22 protein-coding genes are annotated in these 20,999 nt (G+C 73.0%); 14 read left to right on the top strand and 8 right to left on the bottom strand.

Annotated elements, in window-relative coordinates; translation table 11 throughout:
* Positions 1-153 precede the first annotated feature (153 nt).
* Positions 154-2,430, top strand: coding sequence for an IPT/TIG domain-containing protein (locus tag DMB66_RS38500; RefSeq protein WP_125809063.1), 2,277 nt, complete (start codon positions 154-156; stop codon positions 2,428-2,430).
* On the top strand, positions 2,427-3,074 hold the full coding sequence (locus DMB66_RS38505) for an OmpA family protein (protein ID WP_125809064.1): 648 nt from the start codon (positions 2,427-2,429) through the stop codon (positions 3,072-3,074). Before DMB66_RS38500 ends, DMB66_RS38505 begins: the two co-directional genes overlap by 4 nt.
* 33 nt (positions 3,075-3,107) lie before the next feature.
* Here the strand turns inward: DMB66_RS38505 and DMB66_RS38510 are convergent, their stop codons facing one another.
* The 3 genes from DMB66_RS38510 to DMB66_RS38520 are packed head-to-tail and all read right to left on the bottom strand — an operon-like array spanning position 3,108 to position 5,921.
* Complete coding sequence (locus tag DMB66_RS38510; protein ID WP_125809065.1) at positions 3,108-4,544, bottom strand: pyridoxal-dependent decarboxylase; 1,437 nt, start codon at positions 4,542-4,544, stop codon at positions 3,108-3,110.
* An 8-nt stretch (positions 4,545-4,552) separates the two neighbouring features.
* The gene (locus DMB66_RS38515) at positions 4,553-5,272 is read right to left on the bottom strand and encodes a hypothetical protein (RefSeq protein WP_125809066.1); all 720 of its coding nucleotides are present in this window, start codon (positions 5,270-5,272) and stop codon (positions 4,553-4,555) included.
* 49 nt (positions 5,273-5,321) lie between these two features.
* Positions 5,322-5,921, bottom strand: a complete 600-nt coding sequence (locus tag DMB66_RS38520; protein ID WP_233625140.1) for an RNA polymerase sigma factor — start codon at positions 5,919-5,921, stop codon at positions 5,322-5,324.
* Positions 5,922-6,199: 278 nt separating this feature from the next.
* Between DMB66_RS38520 and DMB66_RS38525 the strand changes: the two genes are divergently transcribed.
* The 6 genes from DMB66_RS38525 (at position 6,200) to DMB66_RS38550 (ending at position 11,202) form a co-directional block, all read left to right on the top strand.
* Positions 6,200-6,943 (top strand): LPXTG cell wall anchor domain-containing protein, encoded by a 744-nt coding sequence (locus tag DMB66_RS38525; protein WP_158647511.1) that lies wholly within the window; start codon positions 6,200-6,202, stop codon positions 6,941-6,943.
* Between the two features lie 164 nt (positions 6,944-7,107).
* Positions 7,108-8,247 (top strand): protein kinase, encoded by a 1,140-nt coding sequence (locus tag DMB66_RS38530; protein ID WP_125809068.1) that lies wholly within the window; start codon positions 7,108-7,110, stop codon positions 8,245-8,247.
* A gap of 131 nt (positions 8,248-8,378) precedes the next feature.
* Positions 8,379-9,005, top strand: coding sequence for a hypothetical protein (locus tag DMB66_RS38535; RefSeq protein ID WP_125809069.1), 627 nt, complete (start codon positions 8,379-8,381; stop codon positions 9,003-9,005).
* Positions 9,006-9,084: 79 nt separating this feature from the next.
* A complete protein-coding gene (locus tag DMB66_RS38540) occupies positions 9,085-9,837 on the top strand; it encodes an SDR family oxidoreductase (protein WP_125809070.1) in 753 nt (250 codons plus the stop codon).
* Between the two features lie 72 nt (positions 9,838-9,909).
* Complete coding sequence (locus DMB66_RS38545) at positions 9,910-10,575, top strand: hypothetical protein (protein WP_125809071.1); 666 nt, start codon at positions 9,910-9,912, stop codon at positions 10,573-10,575.
* Between the two features lie 39 nt (positions 10,576-10,614).
* On the top strand, positions 10,615-11,202 hold the full coding sequence (locus DMB66_RS38550) for a GrpB family protein (protein ID WP_125809072.1): 588 nt from the start codon (positions 10,615-10,617) through the stop codon (positions 11,200-11,202).
* A gap of 41 nt (positions 11,203-11,243) precedes the next feature.
* Here the strand turns inward: DMB66_RS38550 and DMB66_RS38555 are convergent, their stop codons facing one another.
* The 3 genes from DMB66_RS38555 to DMB66_RS38565 form a co-directional block, all read right to left on the bottom strand.
* Positions 11,244-11,756 carry a MarR family winged helix-turn-helix transcriptional regulator gene (locus tag DMB66_RS38555; RefSeq protein ID WP_199752872.1) on the bottom strand — a complete coding sequence of 171 codons (513 nt, stop codon included), beginning with the start codon at positions 11,754-11,756 and terminating at the stop codon, positions 11,244-11,246.
* A gap of 34 nt (positions 11,757-11,790) precedes the next feature.
* On the bottom strand, positions 11,791-12,483 hold the full coding sequence (locus DMB66_RS38560) for a YceI family protein (RefSeq protein WP_125809073.1): 693 nt from the start codon (positions 12,481-12,483) through the stop codon (positions 11,791-11,793).
* A 146-nt stretch (positions 12,484-12,629) separates the two neighbouring features.
* On the bottom strand, positions 12,630-13,805 hold the full coding sequence (locus tag DMB66_RS38565; RefSeq protein ID WP_125809074.1) for a cytochrome P450: 1,176 nt from the start codon (positions 13,803-13,805) through the stop codon (positions 12,630-12,632).
* A gap of 115 nt (positions 13,806-13,920) precedes the next feature.
* On the opposite strand from DMB66_RS38565, the gene DMB66_RS38570 reads away from it, so the two are divergent.
* The 3 genes from DMB66_RS38570 (at position 13,921) to DMB66_RS38585 (ending at position 16,248) form a co-directional block, all read left to right on the top strand.
* Positions 13,921-14,220, top strand: a complete 300-nt coding sequence (locus tag DMB66_RS38570; RefSeq protein WP_125809075.1) for a hypothetical protein — start codon at positions 13,921-13,923, stop codon at positions 14,218-14,220.
* A 146-nt stretch (positions 14,221-14,366) separates the two neighbouring features.
* Entirely contained in the window at positions 14,367-15,026 is a 660-nt protein-coding gene (locus DMB66_RS38575; protein ID WP_125809076.1) for an NAD(P)-dependent oxidoreductase, read from the top strand.
* A gap of 550 nt (positions 15,027-15,576) precedes the next feature.
* Positions 15,577-16,248, top strand: a complete 672-nt coding sequence (locus DMB66_RS38585) for a TetR/AcrR family transcriptional regulator (protein ID WP_125809078.1) — start codon at positions 15,577-15,579, stop codon at positions 16,246-16,248.
* Here DMB66_RS38585 and DMB66_RS38590 read toward each other — a convergent pair.
* Positions 16,213-16,782, bottom strand: a complete 570-nt coding sequence (locus tag DMB66_RS38590; protein ID WP_125809079.1) for a TetR/AcrR family transcriptional regulator — start codon at positions 16,780-16,782, stop codon at positions 16,213-16,215. The two genes, DMB66_RS38585 and DMB66_RS38590, sit on opposite strands and share 36 nt — an antisense overlap.
* A gap of 128 nt (positions 16,783-16,910) precedes the next feature.
* Here DMB66_RS38590 and DMB66_RS38595 point away from each other — a divergent pair, with 128 nt between their 5' ends.
* The 3 genes from DMB66_RS38595 to DMB66_RS38605 all read left to right on the top strand — a co-directional run bounded on the left by DMB66_RS38595 (position 16,911) and on the right by DMB66_RS38605 (position 20,292).
* A complete protein-coding gene (locus DMB66_RS38595) occupies positions 16,911-18,494 on the top strand; it encodes a CocE/NonD family hydrolase (RefSeq protein WP_125809080.1) in 1,584 nt (527 codons plus the stop codon).
* An 82-nt stretch (positions 18,495-18,576) separates the two neighbouring features.
* Entirely contained in the window at positions 18,577-19,122 is a 546-nt protein-coding gene (locus tag DMB66_RS38600; protein ID WP_125809081.1) for an RNA polymerase sigma factor, read from the top strand.
* Positions 19,123-19,131: 9 nt separating this feature from the next.
* Positions 19,132-20,292, top strand: coding sequence for a CU044_5270 family protein (locus tag DMB66_RS38605; protein ID WP_125809082.1), 1,161 nt, complete (start codon positions 19,132-19,134; stop codon positions 20,290-20,292).
* A 142-nt stretch (positions 20,293-20,434) separates the two neighbouring features.
* Here the strand turns inward: DMB66_RS38605 and DMB66_RS38610 are convergent, their stop codons facing one another.
* Positions 20,435-20,998 (bottom strand): hypothetical protein, encoded by a 564-nt coding sequence (locus DMB66_RS38610; protein ID WP_125809083.1) that lies wholly within the window; start codon positions 20,996-20,998, stop codon positions 20,435-20,437.
* Position 20,999 lies beyond the last annotated feature (1 nt).

The following is a 20,999-nucleotide window of genomic DNA, read 5'->3' on the forward strand; positions in this document are numbered from 1 at the left end:
ACGCCACCCGGCCGCCGTAGCCGGTGGTCCCGCCGGTGACCCGGCCGTCGGCGCCGGCCGGGTCACCGAAAAAGAGGGCATTTCATGTCTTTACAGGCAGAAAGTCGGGCAAGCTGGGCCTGAGCCCGCAGCCGACCTGTCAGGAGATGAGTTATGCCGGCCCTTCCCGCATCGCCCCGGAACGGTGTGCTCCGACCGTGGGGCGCCGGAACCGCCGCCGTTCTGCTCGGGGTCGGCCTCGCTGTGGCGCCGGCCGCCCCGGCGCGTGCCACGGCCGTCTGCGCCAGCGCGACGCCGGCCCTGGACACGCAGGTCACCTGCACCAGCGCCGGCACCCAGGACGTCACCGTCCCCGCCGGGGCGACCGCCGTGCACCTGAAGGTCACCGGCGGCGGCGGTGGCGGCAGCCGGGCGGCGGACGGCTGGGCCAGCGGCGGCAAGGGCGCGGTGACCTCCGGCTGGGCGACCCTGCCGCTCGGGACGAGCTTCCTGCGGATCAAGGTGGGCGCGGGCGGCGCGGGCGGCGTCGCCGGCACGGACGACTCCCTCGGCGGTGGCGGCGGTGGCGGCGGCTCCGGTGTCTTCGCCTACAGCGCCACCTCCGTCATGCTCGGCACGCTGGTCATCACCGGTGGTGGCGGCGGCGCCGGCGGGCAGGATACGAGCACGACGGTCACCGGCGGCGGGGCAGGCGGTAACGCCGGTGCCGCCGGCACCGGCTACGGCAGTGCCTACAGCGCCAACGGTGGGGCCGCCGCCTCGGGGGTCAACGGGGGCGCCGGTGGGTCCGGGGACTACGCCGGCACGGCCGGGGGCGGCGCCATGTGGGGAGCCATCGCGTCGGGCGGGATCGGTGCCTCGATCGGCACCCGGCGCGCCGGCAACGGCGGCGGCGGCTACTCCGGCGGTGGTGGCGGCGGCGCGCAGGACCTCGCCCTGGCCGGCGCCGGCAGCGTCGGCAGCGTGATGACGCTGACCACCCAGTACCTCGGCGGCGGCGGTGGCGGCGGTGGCAACTACACCAACACCGGCGCGATGCCGGCCAGGTGGTTCGGTCACGCCGGCGGCACCGGCGCCGGTTCCGGGGGTACGGGGCTGGCCGCCGGCGACCCGACGACGATGCCCGACGGCGGCACCGGCGCGGTCGAGGCGACGTTCGTCGAGGTCGTGCCGACGCCCGCGATCACCTCGATCTCGCCGACGACGGGCCTGCCGAGCGGTGGCGGCACGCTGACCATCACCGGCACCGACCTGGAGGGGACGCAGGCCGTCATGGTGGGGGCGATGGCCTGCGGTTCCGTCGTGGTGGTGTCGCCGACGCAGGTCACCTGCACCATTCCGATGAGTGCCCTGGCCATCCCGGTGAGTGTGCAGGTCGTCAGCCCGCGGGGGGTGTCACCGCTGTTCAGCTCCTACACCTACGCGGCGGCGCCGACGGTGACCTCGGTGTCGCCCACGTCCGGCCCGCTGGCCGGTGGCACCACGCTGACCATCACCGGCACCAACCTGCTCGGTACGAACTCGGTCACGGTCGGCAGCGACGCCTGCACGTCGGTCGTGGTGCAGTCCGCGACGGAAGTGACCTGCACCCTTCCGGAGAAGCTCGAGGCCGGCGCCTTCGACGTGGTGGCCACCAACCCGATCGCCTCGGGCACCAAGCTCGCGGCGTACGAGTACGTGGAGACACCCACGGTGACATCGATCTCGCCGGTGACGGGCCTACTGGCCGGCGGCGGCACGCTGACGATCACCGGCACCCTGCTGACCGACACCTCCGCGGTGTCCCTCGGCGGCACGGCGTGCACGACCATCGCGAACGTGTCCGCGACCGAGGTGACCTGCACGATCCCGTCCCGGCTCACCACCGGCACGGTCGGCCTGGAACTCACCGCGACCGCCGGCACGGCCTCGCTGGCCAGCGCGTACGAATACACCCAACCGGCGCCGACCATCGACTCGGTGTCGCCCATCTCCGGCCGGCTCTCCGGCGGTGGCACGCTCACCATCACCGGCACCAACCTCTCGCTGACCAGCTCGGTCATGCTCGAGGAGACCGCGTGCACGACCATCGTGAACGTGTCGCCGACCCAGGTGACCTGCACCATTCCCGCCGGGACGGCGCTCGGCCCGGTGCAGGTGAACGTGACCACGGCCGGCGGATTCGTCGGGGCGGCCGGCGCGTACACCTACGTGGCCACGGCGACCGCTCCGCCACCCGTCATGACCCCGACCACGGCGCCCACCCTTGAGCCCACGCCTGAGCCAACCGTTGAGCCCACTCTTGAGCCCACACCTGAGCCCACGGCTGAGCCCACGCCGACCGGGACCCCGGCGCCGGGACCCGACGCACGGCGCCCCCTCCCGGGCCTACGCCGCCCCCGCCCCCGCCCCCGGCGCCGGCACCCAGCGCGGCCCCGCGCCTGCAGTTGACGCTGGACCTGGAGGTCAACTCACCGGTGGTCGGCGCCCAGGCCGTGATGACCGGCGGCGGCCTGCGGTCGCAGTCGAAGTACGTGCTGACGATGCGCTCGACGCCGGTGCAGGTGGCCGCCGGCCTCACCGACGACGCCGGCAACTTCCGGGCCCAGATCAAGCTGCCCAGCAAGATCTGCGTCTCCGGCGGCCTGCACGAGTTGGTGCTCACCGGGATCACACCGGACGGCGACGCGCTGCGCGACAGTAGTTGGATCGTGCTGGACGACAACTGCAAGAGCCGCAGCGTGCGCAAGGCGAAACCGGTCGACAACACGGTCACGCTGGGGACGTTCATCTTCCCGCATCTGTCGGCCAAGCTGACCCCGCACTCGAAGTCGGTGTTGCGCGGCCTGCGGAGCCCGATCAGGACCGCGAAGCGGATGACCATCACCGGCTACACCCAGACGACCATGAAGTCGAAAGCGGCCAGGAAGTTCAACCGTGACCTGGCGAAACGGCGTGCCGCCGCGGTCCGCGCCTATCTGCGGAGCCTGGGTGTCAGGGCGCCGATCACCATCGTGGGTGCCGGCGGCGTCAGCCCGCTCCGCGGCAAGGCCCAGAAGTACAACCGGCGGGTGGTCATCAGGGTCCGCTACTGACCCGCGAACCGGCCGACCGCGAGATCCGGCCGGTCAGGGCTCCGCTCTGGTGCGGGCGGCCAGTTCCCGGACCACATCGACGAACAGGTCGACGTCGGCCACGGTGCTGCGCCAGTTGACGATGGCGGGCCGCAACGCCACCCGGCCGCCGTAGACGGTGGTCCCGCAGAAGACCCGGCCGTCGGCGATCAGCGCTTCGCCGACGGCCCGGTTCCACCGGTCAAGATCCTCATCCGGTACGCCGGGCGGCGCGACCCGGAAACACACGATGCACAGCGGCACGTCGGCGAGGCGCTGCAACTCGGGCGCCTCGTCGATCCGCCGGGCCAGGTGCTGGGCGAGGTCGAGGTGCCGCTCCACCATGGCCCGGTGCCCCTGGCGCCCGTACGCGGTCAGGGTCGCCCAGATCGGCAGCGACCGGGCCCGGCGCGACGACTCGGGCCCGTGCAGGCCGTAGCCGCCGCCGGGATCCCGCGGCCCGGGCAGGTACGCGGCCCCGGGCATGCCGAACGCCGTGCCGAGCCGGCCCGGCTCGCGGATCAGCGCGAACCCGCTCTCGTACGGCACATTGAGCCACTTGTGCGCGTCGGCGGCGATGGAGTGCGCCCGGTCGATGCCGCGCACGAGGTGCGCGCTGCGCGGGGACAGGGCGGCGAACAGCCCGAACGCGCCGTCGACGTGCAGCCAGGCGCCGTACCGCTCGGCCAGCTCGGCCAGGGCGTCCACCGGATCGAAGTCGCCGGCGTTGACCTCCCCGGCGTTGGCGATGAGCACCGCGGGGGCGCCGTCGAGCGCGATCAGCCGGCGTTCGATGCCCACCAGGTCGACCCGGCCGACGTCGTCGCGCGCGCAGACCTGGACGGCGTCGCGCCCGTGCCCGAGCATCTGCAACGCCTTGCGGGCGGAGGCGTGCACGTAGCCGCCGGAGAGCACCGCCATCCGCGGCAGCCCGGACAGCCCGTCCCGCACCGTGTCGGCGCCGTGGCGCTCGCCCCACCACTGGGTGGCGCAGCCGAGCGAGGTGAAGTTGGCGAACGTGGCGCTGCCGACCAGGGCCCCGCCCCAGCCGGCCGGAAGCCCGAACAGCTCCCGCAGCCAGCCGAGCACCACGGTCTCCACCTCGTGCGCGAAGGGAGACGACACCCGGGCGAAGGCGTTCTGGTCCAGCAGCGCGGCGGTCCAGTCGCCGGCGAGGGCGGCCGGGGTGGTGCCGCCGGTGACGAAATGGAAGAACCGCGGGCCGGACGAGGCCGTGGCGGTGGCCGTACCGATCGCGAGCAGACGGTCGACGGCCGCGGTGGTGCCGGTGCCCTCCTCCGGCAACGGGCCGCCGATGCCGGCGAGCGACCCGGCGGCGGCGGGATCGTGCACGGGCCGCTCGGCCAGGGCCTCGACATAGGGGCCGGCGGCAGCACAGACCTGGGCCAGCGCCGCCGCCGCGATGTCCCGGTCGAGCAGTGGATCAGCCATGCGCCTGTCTACTCCTTCTTGCTGTGCCCCTTGGCTTTGCCCTTACCCGGATGGCTCGGAGTGGGTGAGACCGCGGCCGGGCCCTGGGTGGTGGTCGCGCTCGGGTCGTCGGTCAGCAGGGCCGCGCAGAAGTCGGTGATGTGCTCCGCGCCGCCGGCCGCCGCGGTCAGGCTCCGCAGGGACTCGGCCTTCATCGGCTTCTTCTTCGGGTTCTGCTGCCGGGCCTGCCACGATCGGCACAGCCCGCGCGTCGCGGCGCCGGCCGGGCCGGGGGTCCTGCTCGGGCTGACCGAGCTCGGCTCGGGGGTGGGCACGACGGCGCTCTCGGACGCGGCGGGAACCGTCGGGGCCGGGCGGGCGCTGGGTGGCGCCGGCACTCCGAGGCCGGAGAAAAGCTCGTGGGCGTGCCGCTGGGAGGCCCCCGGCAGGTTGCCGGTCTCGGCCGCCAGCGCCGTGCCGCCGAACAGGACGACAGCCACGCCCGCGGCCACCTTCACGACCACCGACCTGGCGAACCCCCTGCGCCTGCTGGTGACCGCGGCGCTGCTCGTCCGGCTTTCCCGGCCCGCGGCCTCGAACGCGGCCATCGCCGCCGGCAGACCGACCAGCTCGTCCGGCCGCGGCGGTGCCGCCGCGGCGGCGAGGAGATCGCTCAGACCGGGGTACGCGGAAGCGCCCGAGTCGGCGGTGAGCAGCTGCTCGACCTCGCGCGACCCGATCCGGCGCATTCGTGAACCACCCATGGCATGGGAAAGAGCGTCCCGCAGGCGCATCGCGTTACACCCCCTCCGGACGCGGCGAGTTCAGACCCAGCGGCGGGCCGGCCGCCCGGCGGGCCTGCACCTCGGCGTGCCCGGCCAGCCGCCGCAGACCGCGCATCGCCGCGATGCGCACCGCCCCGGGCCGCTTGCCGAGCACCTGCGCGGTCTGTGCCACGTCGAGCCCGGCCACCACCCGCAGCATCACCGCCTCGGCCTGGTCCTTCGGCAGCGAAGCGATCATGCCCAGCGCCCAGTCGGTGTCCGCTTTCCGGATCACGTCCTGGGCCACGTCGGGCTGGACCGCCGCCACGTTCCGGTCCGACAGCTCGCTCGGCTCCTCCGGCCGGCGCCGGGCGCGGCGATGCTCGTCGATGGCTCGGTTGCGGGCGATTGTGAACAGCCACACCCGGAAGGCGGGCGGAGCACCGGTGAATCCGCGCAGGTCACGAGCCACCTGGAGCCAGGTCTCCGAGGCCACGTCCTCGGCCGCCTCGCCGACGATGACGCGCAGATACCTGAGCACCGCCGGCTGCATCGCCTGCCACAGAGCGGCGAAAGCGCCCGGGTCCCCCCGGACAGCGGCGGACACGGCACCGGCGAGTTCCTCGTCATCCAATGCACCGAATCCCGTCGTCGAAAGAGCCGAGTCAGCACGCTACACGGCGCCGGCATCGCATTGACCTGGGTGGTAACGGTGTACCTGAGCGGGTGACGCTCAAGGCCGGCGGGCCCGCGTTACTCGAAATCGGGCGCCGGCGCCAAGTGTGTCCGTTGGTCCGTCAACTGGACCGGTTCCCTCATGATGATCCACCCGATCCACTGTCGCCTCGACGGTGGAGATCTGGTCCGATCACCCCTCGGAAGGCCCGGATGGGCACAGAGGAAGGGATCACGATGGGGTTGAATCTGCTGGGCCGGTTCGCGGTCGCGGCCGGAGCGGCGGTCATGGTCGGGTCGGTGACCGGATCGCCCGCGCTGGCCGACTCGACGGTCGCCGTGAACGGCGGCAACGTGCCCACCACCGCGTCCGCGTACGGGACGCACGACTGCGACGCCAACTTCGGCGGCGGCCCGTACCCGGGTAGCGATATTTGGGTGTTTGTCCTACCTGGAAACCATGACAAGGTCGGTGATTTCGTCTCGGTGACGGCGGTTTTCGGCGCGAACGGAACGCTGACCGTCCCGGCGGACGGCGGCGCCGTGGTCACCGACAAGGGCACGAGCAAGGCCTGGATCAAGACTCCGGCGGGGTGGACTCTCACCGGCGCCGCCGCGGTCATCACCGGTACGGCCGACAAGTTCAACCTCACCCACACCTGCCCGGCCGGCGGCGGCCAGACGACGCCACCGACCCCGGTGGTCACCGAGCCGACCCCGGTGGTCTCCGCGTCGACGGGATCCCCGGCCCCGACCGGCGGATCCGGCTCCGGAACCGGCAGCTCCACAGGTGACTCGACCGGCGGCACGGCCGGCGGCGGGTCCGGCGGCCTGCCGGTCACCGGCACGGCGGTGACCGGCCTGGCGACGCTCGGCGGGGCGCTCGTGGCGGGCGGCATCGTCCTGCTGATCCTGCGCCGGCGGCGGGGCGAGCTCGTCTTCTCCGCCGAGGGCGAGTCACCCGACCGGGGACGGGTGTAACGCGGCACGGGCGGGCGGCGCCTCTCTGAGGTAACCGAACAGCGAAGGCGTTGATCGCTCCGCTGGCGGGCGCCGCGGCCGACCACCACGATCCACGACCTGCGGCACCCGGCCAGGGGGTCTCACTCCGGCCGCGTTTCCGGCCGGGCAGAAAGGACGGCCGTATGTCGGGGAACGTGGTGGGCGGTCGTTACCGCCTCCAGCAGCAACTGGGTCGCGGTGGCACGGCGAGCGTGTGGCGGGCGCGGGACACCCGGCTGGATCGCAACGCGGCCGTGAAGCTGCTCCACCCGGTGCGGCGCGCCGACCCGGTGGCGCTGGAACGGCTCCGCCGGGAGGCGCACTCGGTGGCCCGGCTCGAGCACCGCAACATCGTCGGGGTGTACGACTTCGACGTCATCGACGATGCCGCGTACCTGGTGATGGAGCTGGTGGAGGGGCGCAGCGTGAGCGAACTGCTCGCCCTGCGGGGTCCCATGCCGGTCGAGCTGGCGGTGTCGGTCGCCGCACAGATCTGCGACGCGCTGGGCGCGGCGCACGCGGCCGGCATCGTGCACCGTGACATCAAGCCCTCGAACATTCTCATCGGCCCGTCCGGCGTCGTGAAGGTCTGCGACTTCGGCCTCGTCCGCATGCAGCAGGCCGCGGGCGACACGGCGCTGACGGGCACCGGCGCCGTCGTCGGATCCTGCCATTACATGGCACCGGAGCAGGCGGTCGGGCAATGGGTCGACGGCCGTTCCGACCTGTACGCGCTGGGCTGCGTGCTCTACATGATGCTGGTCGGCGCCCCACCGTTCAACGGGGCGACCGCGATGCACATCCTCGACCTGCACCTGGACGAGCCTCCGGTGCCGCTGCGCGCCCACCGCGACGATGTCCCGCCCGAGCTGCAGCAGCTGGTCGCCGAACTGCTGGCCAAGGACCGCACCGACCGGCCCGCGACGGCCCGGTCGGTGCGCGACCGGCTGACCGCGATCGGCCGGCGGCCGGCGGCCGGCGACACGAACCAGCCGACCGCCGAGCTCTCCGCCGTCGTGGCCTGGCGGACCCGGCCGACGGCATCGCTTCCGCCCGGCACCGCGGTCTCCGACGACCTGGGCACGACCGGTCGCCACCGAACCGTGGCGCCGGGCGTCGCGTGGTATCGCCGGCGGGTGTCCGGCTGGGTAACGGTGCTGGCGGCCGTCGCGCTGGTCACCGCCGTGCTGGCGGCGATCGCGCTGGCCGGCGGCGAGACCGCCAGGGCGGCCGAGAGCTTCACCGGCACGCTGCCCGGTCCCGTCGCCGAGTCCCTCGGCTGACCCGGTCTTGATAGCGTCGAAAACCCTCGGCGTGTCACACCCTCCGCGTCATCTGAGCACTATCCGAAAGATCGGCACCATCCGCCTCGTCGATATCTCGCGGGCGTCGCCAGGTCGGTACGGTGCCCGCCATGCGCCACATCTACACGCTGATCGCCGCGATGTACGTCGTCCCGGCATCCTGGCTGCTGCTCGCTTTCGGTCAGGACCGGTCCGCGCAGGTGTTCGCCGACGCGCGGACCAGCGGCGCCTTCGACACCGGCGCCTTCGTAGCGCCCGCGATGTGCCTCGCCGGGGCCGGGCTGCTGCTCGGGCTCTTCGCGACGCTGCGGTTCTCGCCGCTCGGTGTGGTGCTGACCGGGTCCGTACTCGCGGCCGGCCACCTGGCGCTGCTGGTCGATCCCGACGGCGTGCTGGGCCTGTTCCCGCGGGACCTGTCGGTCGCGGGTCGCGCCATCGACTCGACCACACCGCTGCGCACCGGATCGGCCCTGCTGCTCGGCGCGTTGATGGTGGCGGCGAGCCTCTGCGCCGGCCGGTGGCCCGCGCGGACGCGGGACAAGTCGCCGGGCCCGGGCAGGCCGGCCCCGGTCACCGGGCCGGACATGGTGAACCGGTACGCCGGCACGCGCCGGCCCGGCAACAAGGGCCCGCACCCGTACGCGTCCGGGACCAACAGCATCGATCGTTGGCCGGGGCCCGGCCGATCCCCCTGGCCGTACGCGCAGCGATCGCAGGACCGCAGCCTCGGCGGCTGACCGGGCCCCTCTGACCCGGCGCGATCGACCAGCCTGGAGACTGAGCCGGCTGGATCGACGGCGAGGAGAGGTCGGGCGCGTGGGCGTACGGAAGAACATCCTGATCACCGGGGCGAGTGCCGGGCTGGGCGAGCAGATGGCGCGCGACTTCGCCGCGCGGGGGCGCAATCTCGCGCTGTGCGCGCGGCGCCTGGACCGCCTGCGAGCCCTGCGCGATGAGCTGCTCGCCGCCCATCCGGGCATCACCGTCACGGTCCGGCAGCTCGACGTGACCGACCACGCCCAGGTGTTCGAGGGCTTCGCGGCCGTCCGCGCCGAGTTCGGCACCCTGGACCGGGTGATCGTCAACGCCGGCGGCGGCAAGGGCCGGCCGGTCGGCACCGGTGGCTTCGACACCAACCTGCACAGCGCCCAGACCAACTTCGTGGCGGCGCTGGCGCAGTGCGAGGCCGCGGTGCAGATCTTCCGCGAGCAGCGGCACGGTCACCTGGTGGTGATCTCGTCGATGAGCGCGATGCGGGGCCTGCCCCGGGCGATGACGACCTACTCCGCCGCGAAGGCGGGCGTCGCCGCGCTGGCCGAGGGCATCCGCGCCGACCTGCTCGGCACCCCGGTCAAGGTCACCACCGTCTATCCCGGCTACATCGTCTCGGAGGCCAACCCGGCCTCGAAGCCGAAGCCGATGATGGTCTCCACGGAGCAGGGGGTCCGGGCCATGGTGCGCGCCATCGAGCGGGAACGCCCGCAGGCCCAGGTGCCGTCCTGGCCGTGGGTGCCGGTCGGCTTCCTGATGCGCCACGCCCCGCTGCGGGCGGTCGCCCGGTTCAGCTGACCTGGGTCACCGGCCCTTTCCGCAGCTGGAAAGCCAGGTTGATCTCTCCGCCGGAATCTGTACCCTGCCCCGGTGACGATCTCCCCGCTTCCGCTCCAGGCCGGTCCCGCGTACCCGGAGTGGGACCCGATGCCGCGCCCGCCGCGGCGCCTCGCGTCCTGGTTCGCGCTGCTGTTCGTCGGCGCCGCCGGGATCGTCGCCGTCGTGGGGGCCGGCACCGTCTTCGGTGCCCGGTACGCCGTTCGCACCGACGTCTGCGAGGCACTGGATCTGGGGCTCATCGGGGCCGCGCTGGGCCGGCCGGACCTCTCGGCCGCGGCGGCGAGCGGGCCCGGTGACGTGGACGCGGCGACGAGCCGGCCGGAGCGGCTGTGCCGGTTCACCGTCGCCCAGCCGGACGGCACCCGCCGCGCCCTGGGCACGGTGACCGTCACCTGGTACGACAACGCGTTCATGGGCAAGTTCTCCTACGAGACGCGCCTCGCACAGTCCGACCGCCCGGCCTCCCAGGAGTCCGCCCCGGTGGAGCTGACCGGGCTCGGCGACCGGGCGTTCACGCACCTCGACGACGGCGCCGGGGGTGTCCAGTTCCGGGCCGCGGCGCTCGATTCCAACCTCATGGTGGATCTGCGGGTCGCCGTCACCGCGGGCGATCCGGCCTGGAACGCCGGACAGGCCGGGACGGCGTTCACCGCGCTGACCGGCGCGATCCGGGCCTCGCTCCCCCGGCTGCGGTGAGACCCGCGGCCCGGCTGCACTAACCTGCCGTACGTGCTCATGCCCGATGATTCCGCCACGACGATCGTCGCTCCCTACGACCCGGCCTGGCAGCAGTCGGGGGCTGCCCTCGCCGACCAGGTGGCGGCCGCGCTGGCGCCGCTGGCGCTTCGGGTGGACCACATCGGCAGCACCTCGATCCCCGGCATGGCGGCCAAGCCGGTCTGCGACCTGCAGGTCAGCGTCGCCGACCTCGACGACGCCGGCGCCGCCTTCGACGAGCCGCTGGCCGCCCTCGGCTTCGCCCGGCGACCGTACGAGCAGGACCACGTGCCGGCCGGTTGCGACGATCCGGCGCACCGATGGGCCAAGCGGTACTGGCACAAGCGGATCCCCGGCGAGCAACAGGTCAACCTGCACTGCCGGCTCGCGGGCTCGCCGAACGAGCGGCTGGCGCTGCTGTTCCGCGACTGGTTCCGCGCCCACCCGGGGGCGGTGCCGGCGTACGCCCGGTTCAAGGGCACCCTCGCCGCCGCCGTCGGCGACCTGGGCGTCTACACCGACGTCAAGGACCCGGTGGTCGACCTGGTGGCGACGGTCGCGGAGGAGTGGGCGGCGACCACCGGCTGGCGTCCCGGCCGGCGCTGACCGTCGGCGTTCGCGCGGGATGTGGTGCGGTGCGCCCCGAGCTAGCGCAGCGGTGGCAGGGCGGCCTGCGCGGCGCGGCTGAGCAGCCGGAGGTCGTCCATGAACCGGTCCCGGTGCGTGGGCGGCAGCGGGTCGAGGAAGAAGCGCTGGATGTTGGCCACGTGCACAGTGGCGGCGCGCACCGCGGTCTCCTCGCCGAGCGGCGTGAGCCGCACCAGGCGCCCGCGCCGGTCGCCGGGGTCGTCGGCGCGCTCCACCAGGCCGGCCGCCGCCATCCGGTCGACCAGCCGGGTGACTCCCCCGGTGGTGAGCACCTGCGCCCGGCCGATGGCCTTCATCGGCAGGCCGTCGCCGCCGGCTCGGGCCAGGATCAGCAGCACCTCGAACATCAGGTGGCTGATCCCGGACTCCTGCTCGACGGCCCGGCCCAGCAGGTGCTCCAGCCGGTTGGCCGCTCCCAGCAGCCGGCCGAAGCCCACGATCAGCTCGTGGTCCGCGGCCTCCTTCGCCGTCGCGATGCCCGCCCGCTCATCCACCGTGCCGCCGCTGTCCATGGTGCGGGAATCTACCGGCCGGCCCGGCCGGTGATCAGCTCGGCTGGTGGATGGCCTCGCCGGCGATCTCGATCCGGACCTTGCGGCCCACCAGGAAGCCGCCGCTGTCCAGGGCGACGTTCCACACCAGGCCGTACTCCTCCCGGTTGATCTCGGCGGTGGCGCTGAAGCCGATGATGTCCCGGCCGTACGGATCGCGGCGCGCCCCGCCGAAGTCCATCTGCAGGTCGACCTGCTGGGTCACGTCCTTGATGGTCAGATCCCCGGTCAGGACGAACCGGGCAGCCGTCGTGGCGGCCGCCTCCGGAAGGTCGGCGGTGGTGCCGCGGCGGCTCAGCGGATTGTTGCGCAGCCGCGCCCACTGGAAGATGGGGTCGCTTCCGCCCAGCCATTTGGCCCCGGTGCTGCGGTATTCCAGAGTGGGATAGGCCTCGGCATCGAGAAAGTCGGGACTGCGCAGATGAGTGTCGCGTTCGGCATTGTTGGTGTCGATCGTGGCCGCCCGGATGCTCGCGGTCACCGACGACAACAGCGGATCCTCGGCCACCACGATGGTCGCGGTCGCCTCGACGAATTCGCCGCGGACCGGACTGACCATCATGTGCTGGGCGTGGAAGCCGATCCGCTTGTGCGCCTCATCGAGGACATAGACGCCGGATTCCGGAATGGTCACACCGTTCCAGACCCGGGTGGGGCGATCAGACACCGCTACAGATCTCCTGGTCATCGATGTTTGCCACTGTCTTCGGCCGGGACCAGTCGATCTTAGGCCCGGAACGTTTTCCGGGTTACCCCTGGACAGTGTCGATGACGTGACAGGCCACACACGAAACAGTTCTTTTCTACGAGAAAACGCCAATACCGGAACGGAGATCAGGACGGCCGAGTGGTGAGCGGGACGGCATTATAGCCACGCAGCACAAAGGTCGGACGGTGCACCGGATCGGCGGCCAGGGCGAGCCGGGGTGCGTGGTCGAGCAGGGCGGCCAGGGCGGTCCGCAATTCGAGGCGGGCCAGCGGGGCGCCGAGACAGAAATGCAGTCCCGCGCCGAAGCCGACGTGCGGGTTCGGGTCGCGGCCGACATCGAAGGAGTCCGGGTCGGCGAAGGCCGCCGGGTCACGGTTGGCGGCACCGAGCAGCGCGGCCACCTCGGCGCCAGCGGGGATCGTCACCCCGGCCAGCTCCACGTCGGCGGCGGCGGTGCGGACGAACATGTGCAGCGGCGGGTCGTAGCGGATCATCTCCTCCGCCGCGGTGGGGATCAGCCCGCGGTCGGCGCGCAGCCGGGCATGCTGGGCGGGGTGCCGCAGCAGCGCCACCACGCCGCCGCCGAGGGCGTTGACCGAGGCCTCGTGACCGGCGTTGAGCAGCAGGATCGCCGAGGCCACCAGCTCGTCGCCGGAGAGCCGGTCGGTGCCGTCACGCACCGCGACGAGGTGGCTGAGCAGGTCGTCGCGCGGCTCGGCGCGGCGCCGGGCGGCCAGCTCACGCAGATAGTCGGCGAAGTCCCGGCAGGCGGTCAGGGCGGCGGCCTCCGTCGCCGGGGTGGGCGACACCTCGTACATCCGCACCATGGCCGCCGACCACGGCCGCAGCCGGTGCCGGTCGGCGGCGGGCACCCCGAGCAGCTCGGCGATGACCGTGACCGCCAGCGGCTCGGCGACCGCCGCGAGCAGGTCGAATTCGGTCCCGGCGGCGGCCAGCAGCGCGGCCGCCTCGGCGGCGACGGCCGGGCCCAGCCGCTCGACGTGCCCGCGGGTGAAGGCCTTGGCGACCAGCGACCGCAGCCGGGTGTGCACCGGCGGCTCGTTCTCCATCATCTGGTTGCGGTGCAGCAGGTTGAACGGCTCGTACACCTCGGCGGGCTCACGATCCCGCCAGAACCGGCCGAGGGCGCGGTCGCGCAGCACCGCGCCCACCGCGGCATGGCCGGCCGCCAACCACCGGCCGGTCGCGGCGTGCCAGCTGACCGGCGCGCGCTCGCGCAGCAGAGCCAAGCCGGGGTACGGATCCCGCAGGAACTCCGGATCCGCGAAGTCGAGGTCCATCCCCGCAAGGTAGCGGGCGGCGGCGGCACCGGCCATCGCCACAGGCCGGCATGGTCAGACGGATGAATCGCCCCCACCCGGCCCTTCACCAGGGAAATACTTGTACATTTCACGCATGGACGAGGCCGGCGGCGCAGCCGAGAACGGACGCTACGACGGCGGCACCGAGCGCTGTGACGGCGGCACCGAGCGCTCCGACGGCGGCGCCGAGCCGGAGATCACCTCCGCCTGCCGCGCCGTCCGCAACCTGCTGCAGGCCCAGGAGAGCCTGATCGAGGTGCTCAGCGCGCAGGGCATGCTCGACGACCGGGCCACCGGCGTGCTGGCGGCGATCGACCAGCTCAAGGCCGAGGCGGAGCACGCCCGGCAGCGCGCCGCCGGCGCCTGGGCCGCGACCCACCCGGTCGGACGCTGACTCCCGCGTCGTGTGCGTCACCATCCCGCACCTCCCCTGAGTCATTGCTGCCCGAGACAGCGCGACCCCGGGCCGATTGCTTACCTAAAGGAGGTGCTATACATTCGTAAGTGAGCCGCTGGGGCTCACGAACGGAGACCACAGCGATGAAATTCCTCCTCCTCGGGGCCACCGGCGCCACCGGCCGGCTGTTCCTGGAGCAGGCCACCGCGGCCGGGCACGACGTAGCGGCCTACGTACGCGACGCCGGCAGCCTGGCTTCCCAACCGCGGCTGACCACCGCCGCCGGCGACGTCCGCGACGCCGACGCCCTCGCCGCGGCGATGCAGGACACCGACGCCCTGGTCAGCACCCTGGGCATCGGCAAGGCCAAGGACCCCGGCAACCTCATCACCGACAGCACCCGCGCGATCGTCCGGGCCGCCGAACGCAGCGGCACCAAACGACTGGTGATCATGTCGGCGTTCGGCGTCGGCGAGTCCCTCGGCAAGGCCAACGCGCTGATGCGGTTCCTCTACGCCGGCGGTAAGGCGACCTTCGCCGACAAGGCCGCCGGGGAACGGATCCTCACCGGCTCCGGCCTCGACTGGACCCTCGCCTACCCCGTCCTGCTGACGAACAAGCCGGCCTCGGGCCGGGTGCGCGCCACCGACCTGGCCGAGATCGACCGGCTACCCGGCCTGCCCCGGATCTCCCGCGCCGACGTCGCCGGATTCCTGCTCACCACCGCCGTCGACGGCACGTGGTCGAGGCGCACCGCCGTCCTGGCCCGCCATCCCCTTCGAAATGGCGACCCGACACCGTGACCAAGACACTCGGCCTCATCGGCAGCGCGATCGCCGTCTCACCCTGGCCGCCGGCCGGAACGTGGTCCTGAGCAACTCCCGCGCCCCCGAGACCCTCGCGGACCTCGGCGACCACGCCCGCGCGGCAACACCGGCCGAAGCCGCACAGACCGGGGACCGCACGACCTACCACCCAGCCAGGCCCGCCCGACACCATCCCCTGGCGCCACAACAGCGCGGCAGCCAGACCAGATCCGCAAGGTGACCACCCAGCCCGCGCTGGCAACCGGGGCGCGCGAGACCCATCACCCAGCCGCATCCGTCGAGAATGCAAGGACGGGCCGGGAGTGACCACGCACTGCATGCGCTCCACCAGCAGTGCGTGGTCACCCCCGGCCTCGGCCGTCCACCGCGAGAAAGTCCAACCCACCAACCGCAACCCCAGGCTTCGGGGCGGGATACCGAGGAGGGCGCGAACCAGCAAGAATGTCCAGGTCGGCGAGGGCTGATCCGGCCGCGCCACCCGACCCCGGCACCGGCCGTGCCGAGAACGCCGCGACGGAGCGATGCGATGAACCCCGCCAACACCGCGCGGCCGGGCCGAGCCCAGGAGACCCGGCAGGCGATCCTCGCCACGGCCGAGCGGTTGTTCGCCCAGCACGGCCTCGTCGCCGTCTCCAACCGCCAGATCAGCGACGAGGCCGGCCAGGGCAACAACACCGCGGTGGGCTACCACTTCGGCACCAAGACCGAGCTGGTCCGGGCCATCGTGCACCAGCGCACCCGGCAGATCGAGCAGCTCGCCGGCCCGCTCGTGGCCCGCCACGCCGGCAGCACCGAGGTCCGCGACTGGGTCAGCTGCCTGGTGCTGCCCCTCACCGACCACCTGGCCGCCCACGACGGGCCCAGCTGGTACGCCCGATTCTGCACCCAGGTCATGGCCGACCCGATGCTGCGGCAGGTCATCGTGGACGACGCCCTCGACGTCGGTGCCGTGCGGGCGACCGCCGTGGGTCTGAACAACTGCCTGCGGGAGCTGCCGCCGCCGGTCCGGGCCGCCCGCAGCGACATGGCCCGCCACGTCCTGCTGCACACCTGCGCCGAGCGTGAGCGCGCGCCGCGGGCGGACCCCGGCTGGCAGCAGACCGCGACGACGCTGGTCGACGCGATCGTCGGGCTGCTGACCGCGCCCGTCACGCGCGCCCCGTCAGGTCATCGGAGTGAAGACGCCGTCGAGCACTAGGTCGATCGAGCGGTCCGCGGCGGCCCGGGCGTCGGCCAGATCCTCGGTGGCCTCGGCGACGCCCTGGACCATCGCGAACAGCAGCAGCAGGTCGGCCGGGGTGACGTCGCCGCGCACGTACCCCTGGCTCTGCGCCCGCCGCAACGGTTCGCAGAAAGCGGCCAGCAACCGCTTCTGGAATCTGTCGCGGGCGGCGGCGTCGAAGCGCCGGGCGAGCAGGACGAGCGGGCGCATCGCCACCTGCGTGTGCAGCACCCCGCGGAGCAGGTCGCGGAACATCGCCGGCTGGCAGTCCGCGCTCGCGGCGAATTCCTCCAGGCGCCGCAGATGGTCGGAGATGACCGCGGCGGCCAGCGCGGTCCGGTCCGGGAAGTGCCGGTAGAGAGTCGCCTGGCCGACACCGGCCCGCCGGGCGATCGCCGGCATCGAGATGACCGTGCCCCCGTCGGCCAGCACCTCGCTCGCGGCCAGGACGATGGCCGCGCGATTGCGCTGGGCGTCTTGGCGACGCGCCGTCGGGGCCCCGTACAACACGGTCACGCTCCTCGCACTGGCGTCGTATGTTACCTGCCGGTAACGAGAATGTCATCATCTTCAATTTCTCGGTACCGATTCCTACGCTGCCGCCACCGAATCGCCGTCCTGTCCCCCAAGGAGTGCGCATGGCGTCACGTCGCTCCCCCCTGCTTCTCGCCCTGCTGGCGATCGTGGCCAGCACCGTCCTGGCAGGCATCGCCGGACCCACCCCCGCCGTCGCGGCAGCCGCCGCCACGACCGGGCCCCGGTTCGTCGACATCACCTCCGACGCGGTGGTCCTCAAGGCCAACGTCGTCGCCCCGGCCGCGACCGGGCGGTACCCCGCCGTCGTGCTGCCGTCGAGCTGGGGCCTCAACGACCTGGAATACCTGGCCCAGGCGAAAGCCTTGGCGGCCCGCGGGTACGTGGTCGTCTCGTACACGCCCCGGGGCTGGTGGCAATCCGGCGGGGAGATCAACACCGCCGGCCCGGCCGACATGGCCGACCTGTCCACCGTGATCGACTGGGCGATCGCCAACACCGCCACCGATCCCGCGCGCATCGGCGCGGCCGGGATCTCGTACGGCGCCGGGCTCAGCCTGCTCGGCTCGGCGTTCGACCGGCGCATCCGGGCGGTCGCCATGATGAGCGGCTGGACGGACCTGAGCTACTCGCTCTACGCCGACTCGACCCGCCATCAGCAGGCGCCCGGGCTTCTCAAGGTGGCCGCCGACCTGCTCGGCAACCCCGGGCCGGAGCTGACCGGCAAGCTCGGCGACTTCGCCGCCAACCGCAACGTCGCCGAGGTGCTGGAGTGGTCCCGGGTGCGCTCGGCGGCGACCTACGTCGACGCCATCAACGCCAACCGGCCGGCCGTCCTGATGGCCAACGCCTGGGGTGACTCGTTCTTCCCGCCCAACCAGCTGGTCGACTTCTACGGCCGGCTCACCGGCCCGAAGCGCCTGGAGTTCCGGCCCGGCGACCACGCGATCGCCGAACTCACCGGCATCTTCGGGCTGGACAACGAGGTCTGGACCAGCGTCCACCGGTGGTTCGACCAGTACCTGGCGGGCCTCGACACCGGCATCACCACCGAGCCGCCGGTGTTCGTCAAGCCGTACAACGCCGCGGCCGAGGGATACCCGGCCTGGAACGCCCTGGCCACCACGACCCGCCGGTACGGGCTGGGCCAGATCCGCCGGCTGGACGGCACCGGCCTGCTCGGCGGCGCGCCCAGCACCGGCTGGAGCAAGTCCATCCCCACCGACCTGAACACCACCGCCGACGGCGGCGCCGTCCTCATCACCAACGGCGTGGCCGCGTTCACCGGCATCCGGCCGACGGTCTGGCTGCCCACGGTCAGCCGCAGCCGCGCCGGCGTCTGGGCCGCCGAACGGCCGGCCACGGCGCAGCGCATCCGCGGCATCCCGAAGCTGCACCTCGAACTGTCCGGCACCGCGGCGCGCGGCACGGTCGTGGCCTACCTGTACGACCTCGACGCCATCGGCACCGCCGGCCTGATCACGCACGCGCCGATCACCTGGCTCGGCACCGCCGGCGGCGCCCGCGCCGTCGACCTCGCGCTGCCGGCGACCGCCTTCGACCTGCCGGCCGGGCACTCCCTCACCCTGGTCGTCGACACCGTCGACCCGCTCTACTACGACGAGAACGCGGCGAACGACTCGATCACGATCGGGGGCGGCTCCTACATTGACATCCCGCTGAAGTAGGCGCGAATGATGGGCCGATGCCTGTAATCGGTGGACCCCCGTTCGACAAGTACACCTCGACAGAGCGATTTGCGGAGGTGACATGCGAGAACGGGAAGAGCGGGTAACCGAGCTGTTCCGTCGACATGCCGACGACATCCACGCGTACGCGACATGGCGGGTCGGCCGCCAGGACGCGCCGGATGTCGTCGGCGAGGTGTTCCTGGTCGCCTGGCGGTCCCTGGACCGGATCAGGGCCGGCGAGGAACGGGGTTGGCTGTTCGGCGTGGCACGGAACGTGGTGCTGGCCCGCCATCGGCAGAGCGCCGCCAGCACCGCGCTGGAAGAACGGATGGTCACGCTCAGCGCCGGGGAAACCGGGCCGGACCGGCTGGCCGATGACGTGGCCCTCCGGGACCAGGTGCGCCGGGCGCTGGACGCGCTGGGCGAACGGGACCGCGAGGTGCTGGTCACCGCGACCTGGTTCGACCTGAGCCCGGCGGAGGCCGCCCGGGTCCTGGGCGTCTCACGGCCGACCTTCGCGGTGCGGCTGCACCGCGCCCGCAGCCGTTTCCGTGCGGCGTACCAAGTCGTCGCCCACGCCGACGACGAAGCCACGTCGCCCATCCGCGGTCCATTGGCAGTGTGAGGAGTCTCCATGAACATTGACGAATTGGTGCGCGGCGCCCGGCCGGAGCACGGCTGGGCTCGGAGCGACGGGGGGCGGCGCGTGCTGGACAACGTCATCACGGCCGCACGGTCCGACAGCGCATCCGGAAGTACGGCGTGGGACCGGCCGGCGACGCGGCGGCCCGCGCTGCGGTGGTCGCTGGTGGGCACCGGTCTCGTCGGTGCCGCCGCGGCCGTGGCGCTGGTCGCCCCGGCGATCGTCGGCGGCCCGGACGCCCCGGCCGACGGTCCGCCGCCGGCCGGCGCGCTCCCCGGGACCATCGGGGACGCGACGGGCGGCACGACGACGGTCACGGCCCAGGACATCCTGCTCGCCGCGGCGACCAGGGCGGAACAGGCACCGGCCGCGAAGGGCAACTACTGGCACGTGAAGACGCTGAACGTCTTCGGTGCGGTGCGGGTGGGTGCCGATCCCCACGCGTACTGGATGGTCCGGCGAAGTGTCGAGGAGAGCTGGGACGCCGGCACCAAGAAGCAGCCGAGCTGGAACGGCCGCCGGGAGGCCGGGGTACAGCCGCGGGCCGAGGCCGACGAGAAGGCCTGGCGGGCGGCCGGCTCACCGACGACGTGGACGATCGACGCCGACGGTGTGAAGGACCTCGTGCTGTCCACCCGGCCGGGCCCGGGCGAGCTGAACAAGGACACCCGGCCGCCGCGCTACCTGGAGGACGTCGGGCAGCTCAGCCTGGAGCAGGTCCGGCAGCTGCCGGAGGACCAGAAGGCGCTGCGTGCCTGGGTGACGAGCCGGATTCAGCAGCGGATGGGGTTCGCGCCGGGCAGCGCCGACAGCGACCGGCTGACCTTCAGCCTGCTCGGCCGGATGCTGCTGGACACCCCCGCCGAGCCCAAGGTTCGCGCCGCGGCCTTCCGGATCCTCGCCGACCTTCCGGGGGTGCGGGGCCTCGGCACGGTACGGGATGAGAGCGGACGGGCCGGGCAGGGTGTGGAGTTCGCCAACGGGACCTACACCGAGCGGCTGATCATCGACACCGCGACGCACCTCATCCTCGCGGACAAGGTCAGCTCCGGCCCCAAGGGGACGGCGACGCCCTCGAAGGAGAGCAGCACCCTGGTGCTGACCGCGGAGTGGTCCGACGCCGCGCCGCAGGTGCCCAGCGTTCCTCAGTAGTACCGCCGCACCGAGTGGCCGGCCGCTGACCAGCGGCCGGCCACTCGGCGTCAGGTTCGCGGCCGGCGACACACCCTCTTCATCATCCTAGGAACCTGGTTCGCTGGTCATCGGGCCCGGCCGCCGATTCCGGCCGCCGGTCTCAGCTGTCCGCGCAGGTCACGCGTTGCTTTTCCACCGCGGACTCCAGGTGCGCGTAGGCGCCACCGGGCTGCGGGGCGACGTCCTTGGCGCGGACGGCGCCGACACAGAACCTGACGTCCGGTGTGCCGCCGGGCAGGGCCAGGGGCGGATCGAAGGAGCCCGCGTACGGATGCCGCACCGTCAGCGGCAGCCGCACCTGGGCGGTGCCGGTCGCGGAAGCGCCGGCGGCCACGGTGTGCCCGGCCTGCAGGATCGGCTGCGCGACCGCGACGCCCTCCGGCGGGGCGAGGAACCGGTAGGCCGCCTCGATCGTGCCGTCGTCGCGTGGGGTGACCCACACCTGCGGCTGATTGCCGCCGGTGATCGGTCCGTCGAGGACGACGATCGGTTCGGTGTCGTCGTTGCGCAGGGTCCACGTCCAGGACAGCAGCGTGTCGGTCCGGGTCAGCGTGGCCTGCAGGGTGACCCGCGGCTGGTCCGGCTGTCGCGGCTGGTCGTCGCCGCCGCAGCCGGTGAGCAGCAGCGTGAGGCTCGACAGGGCCGCCAGGGCACGGTTTCGCATG

Source organism: Actinoplanes sp. ATCC 53533 (genome assembly GCF_003947245.1).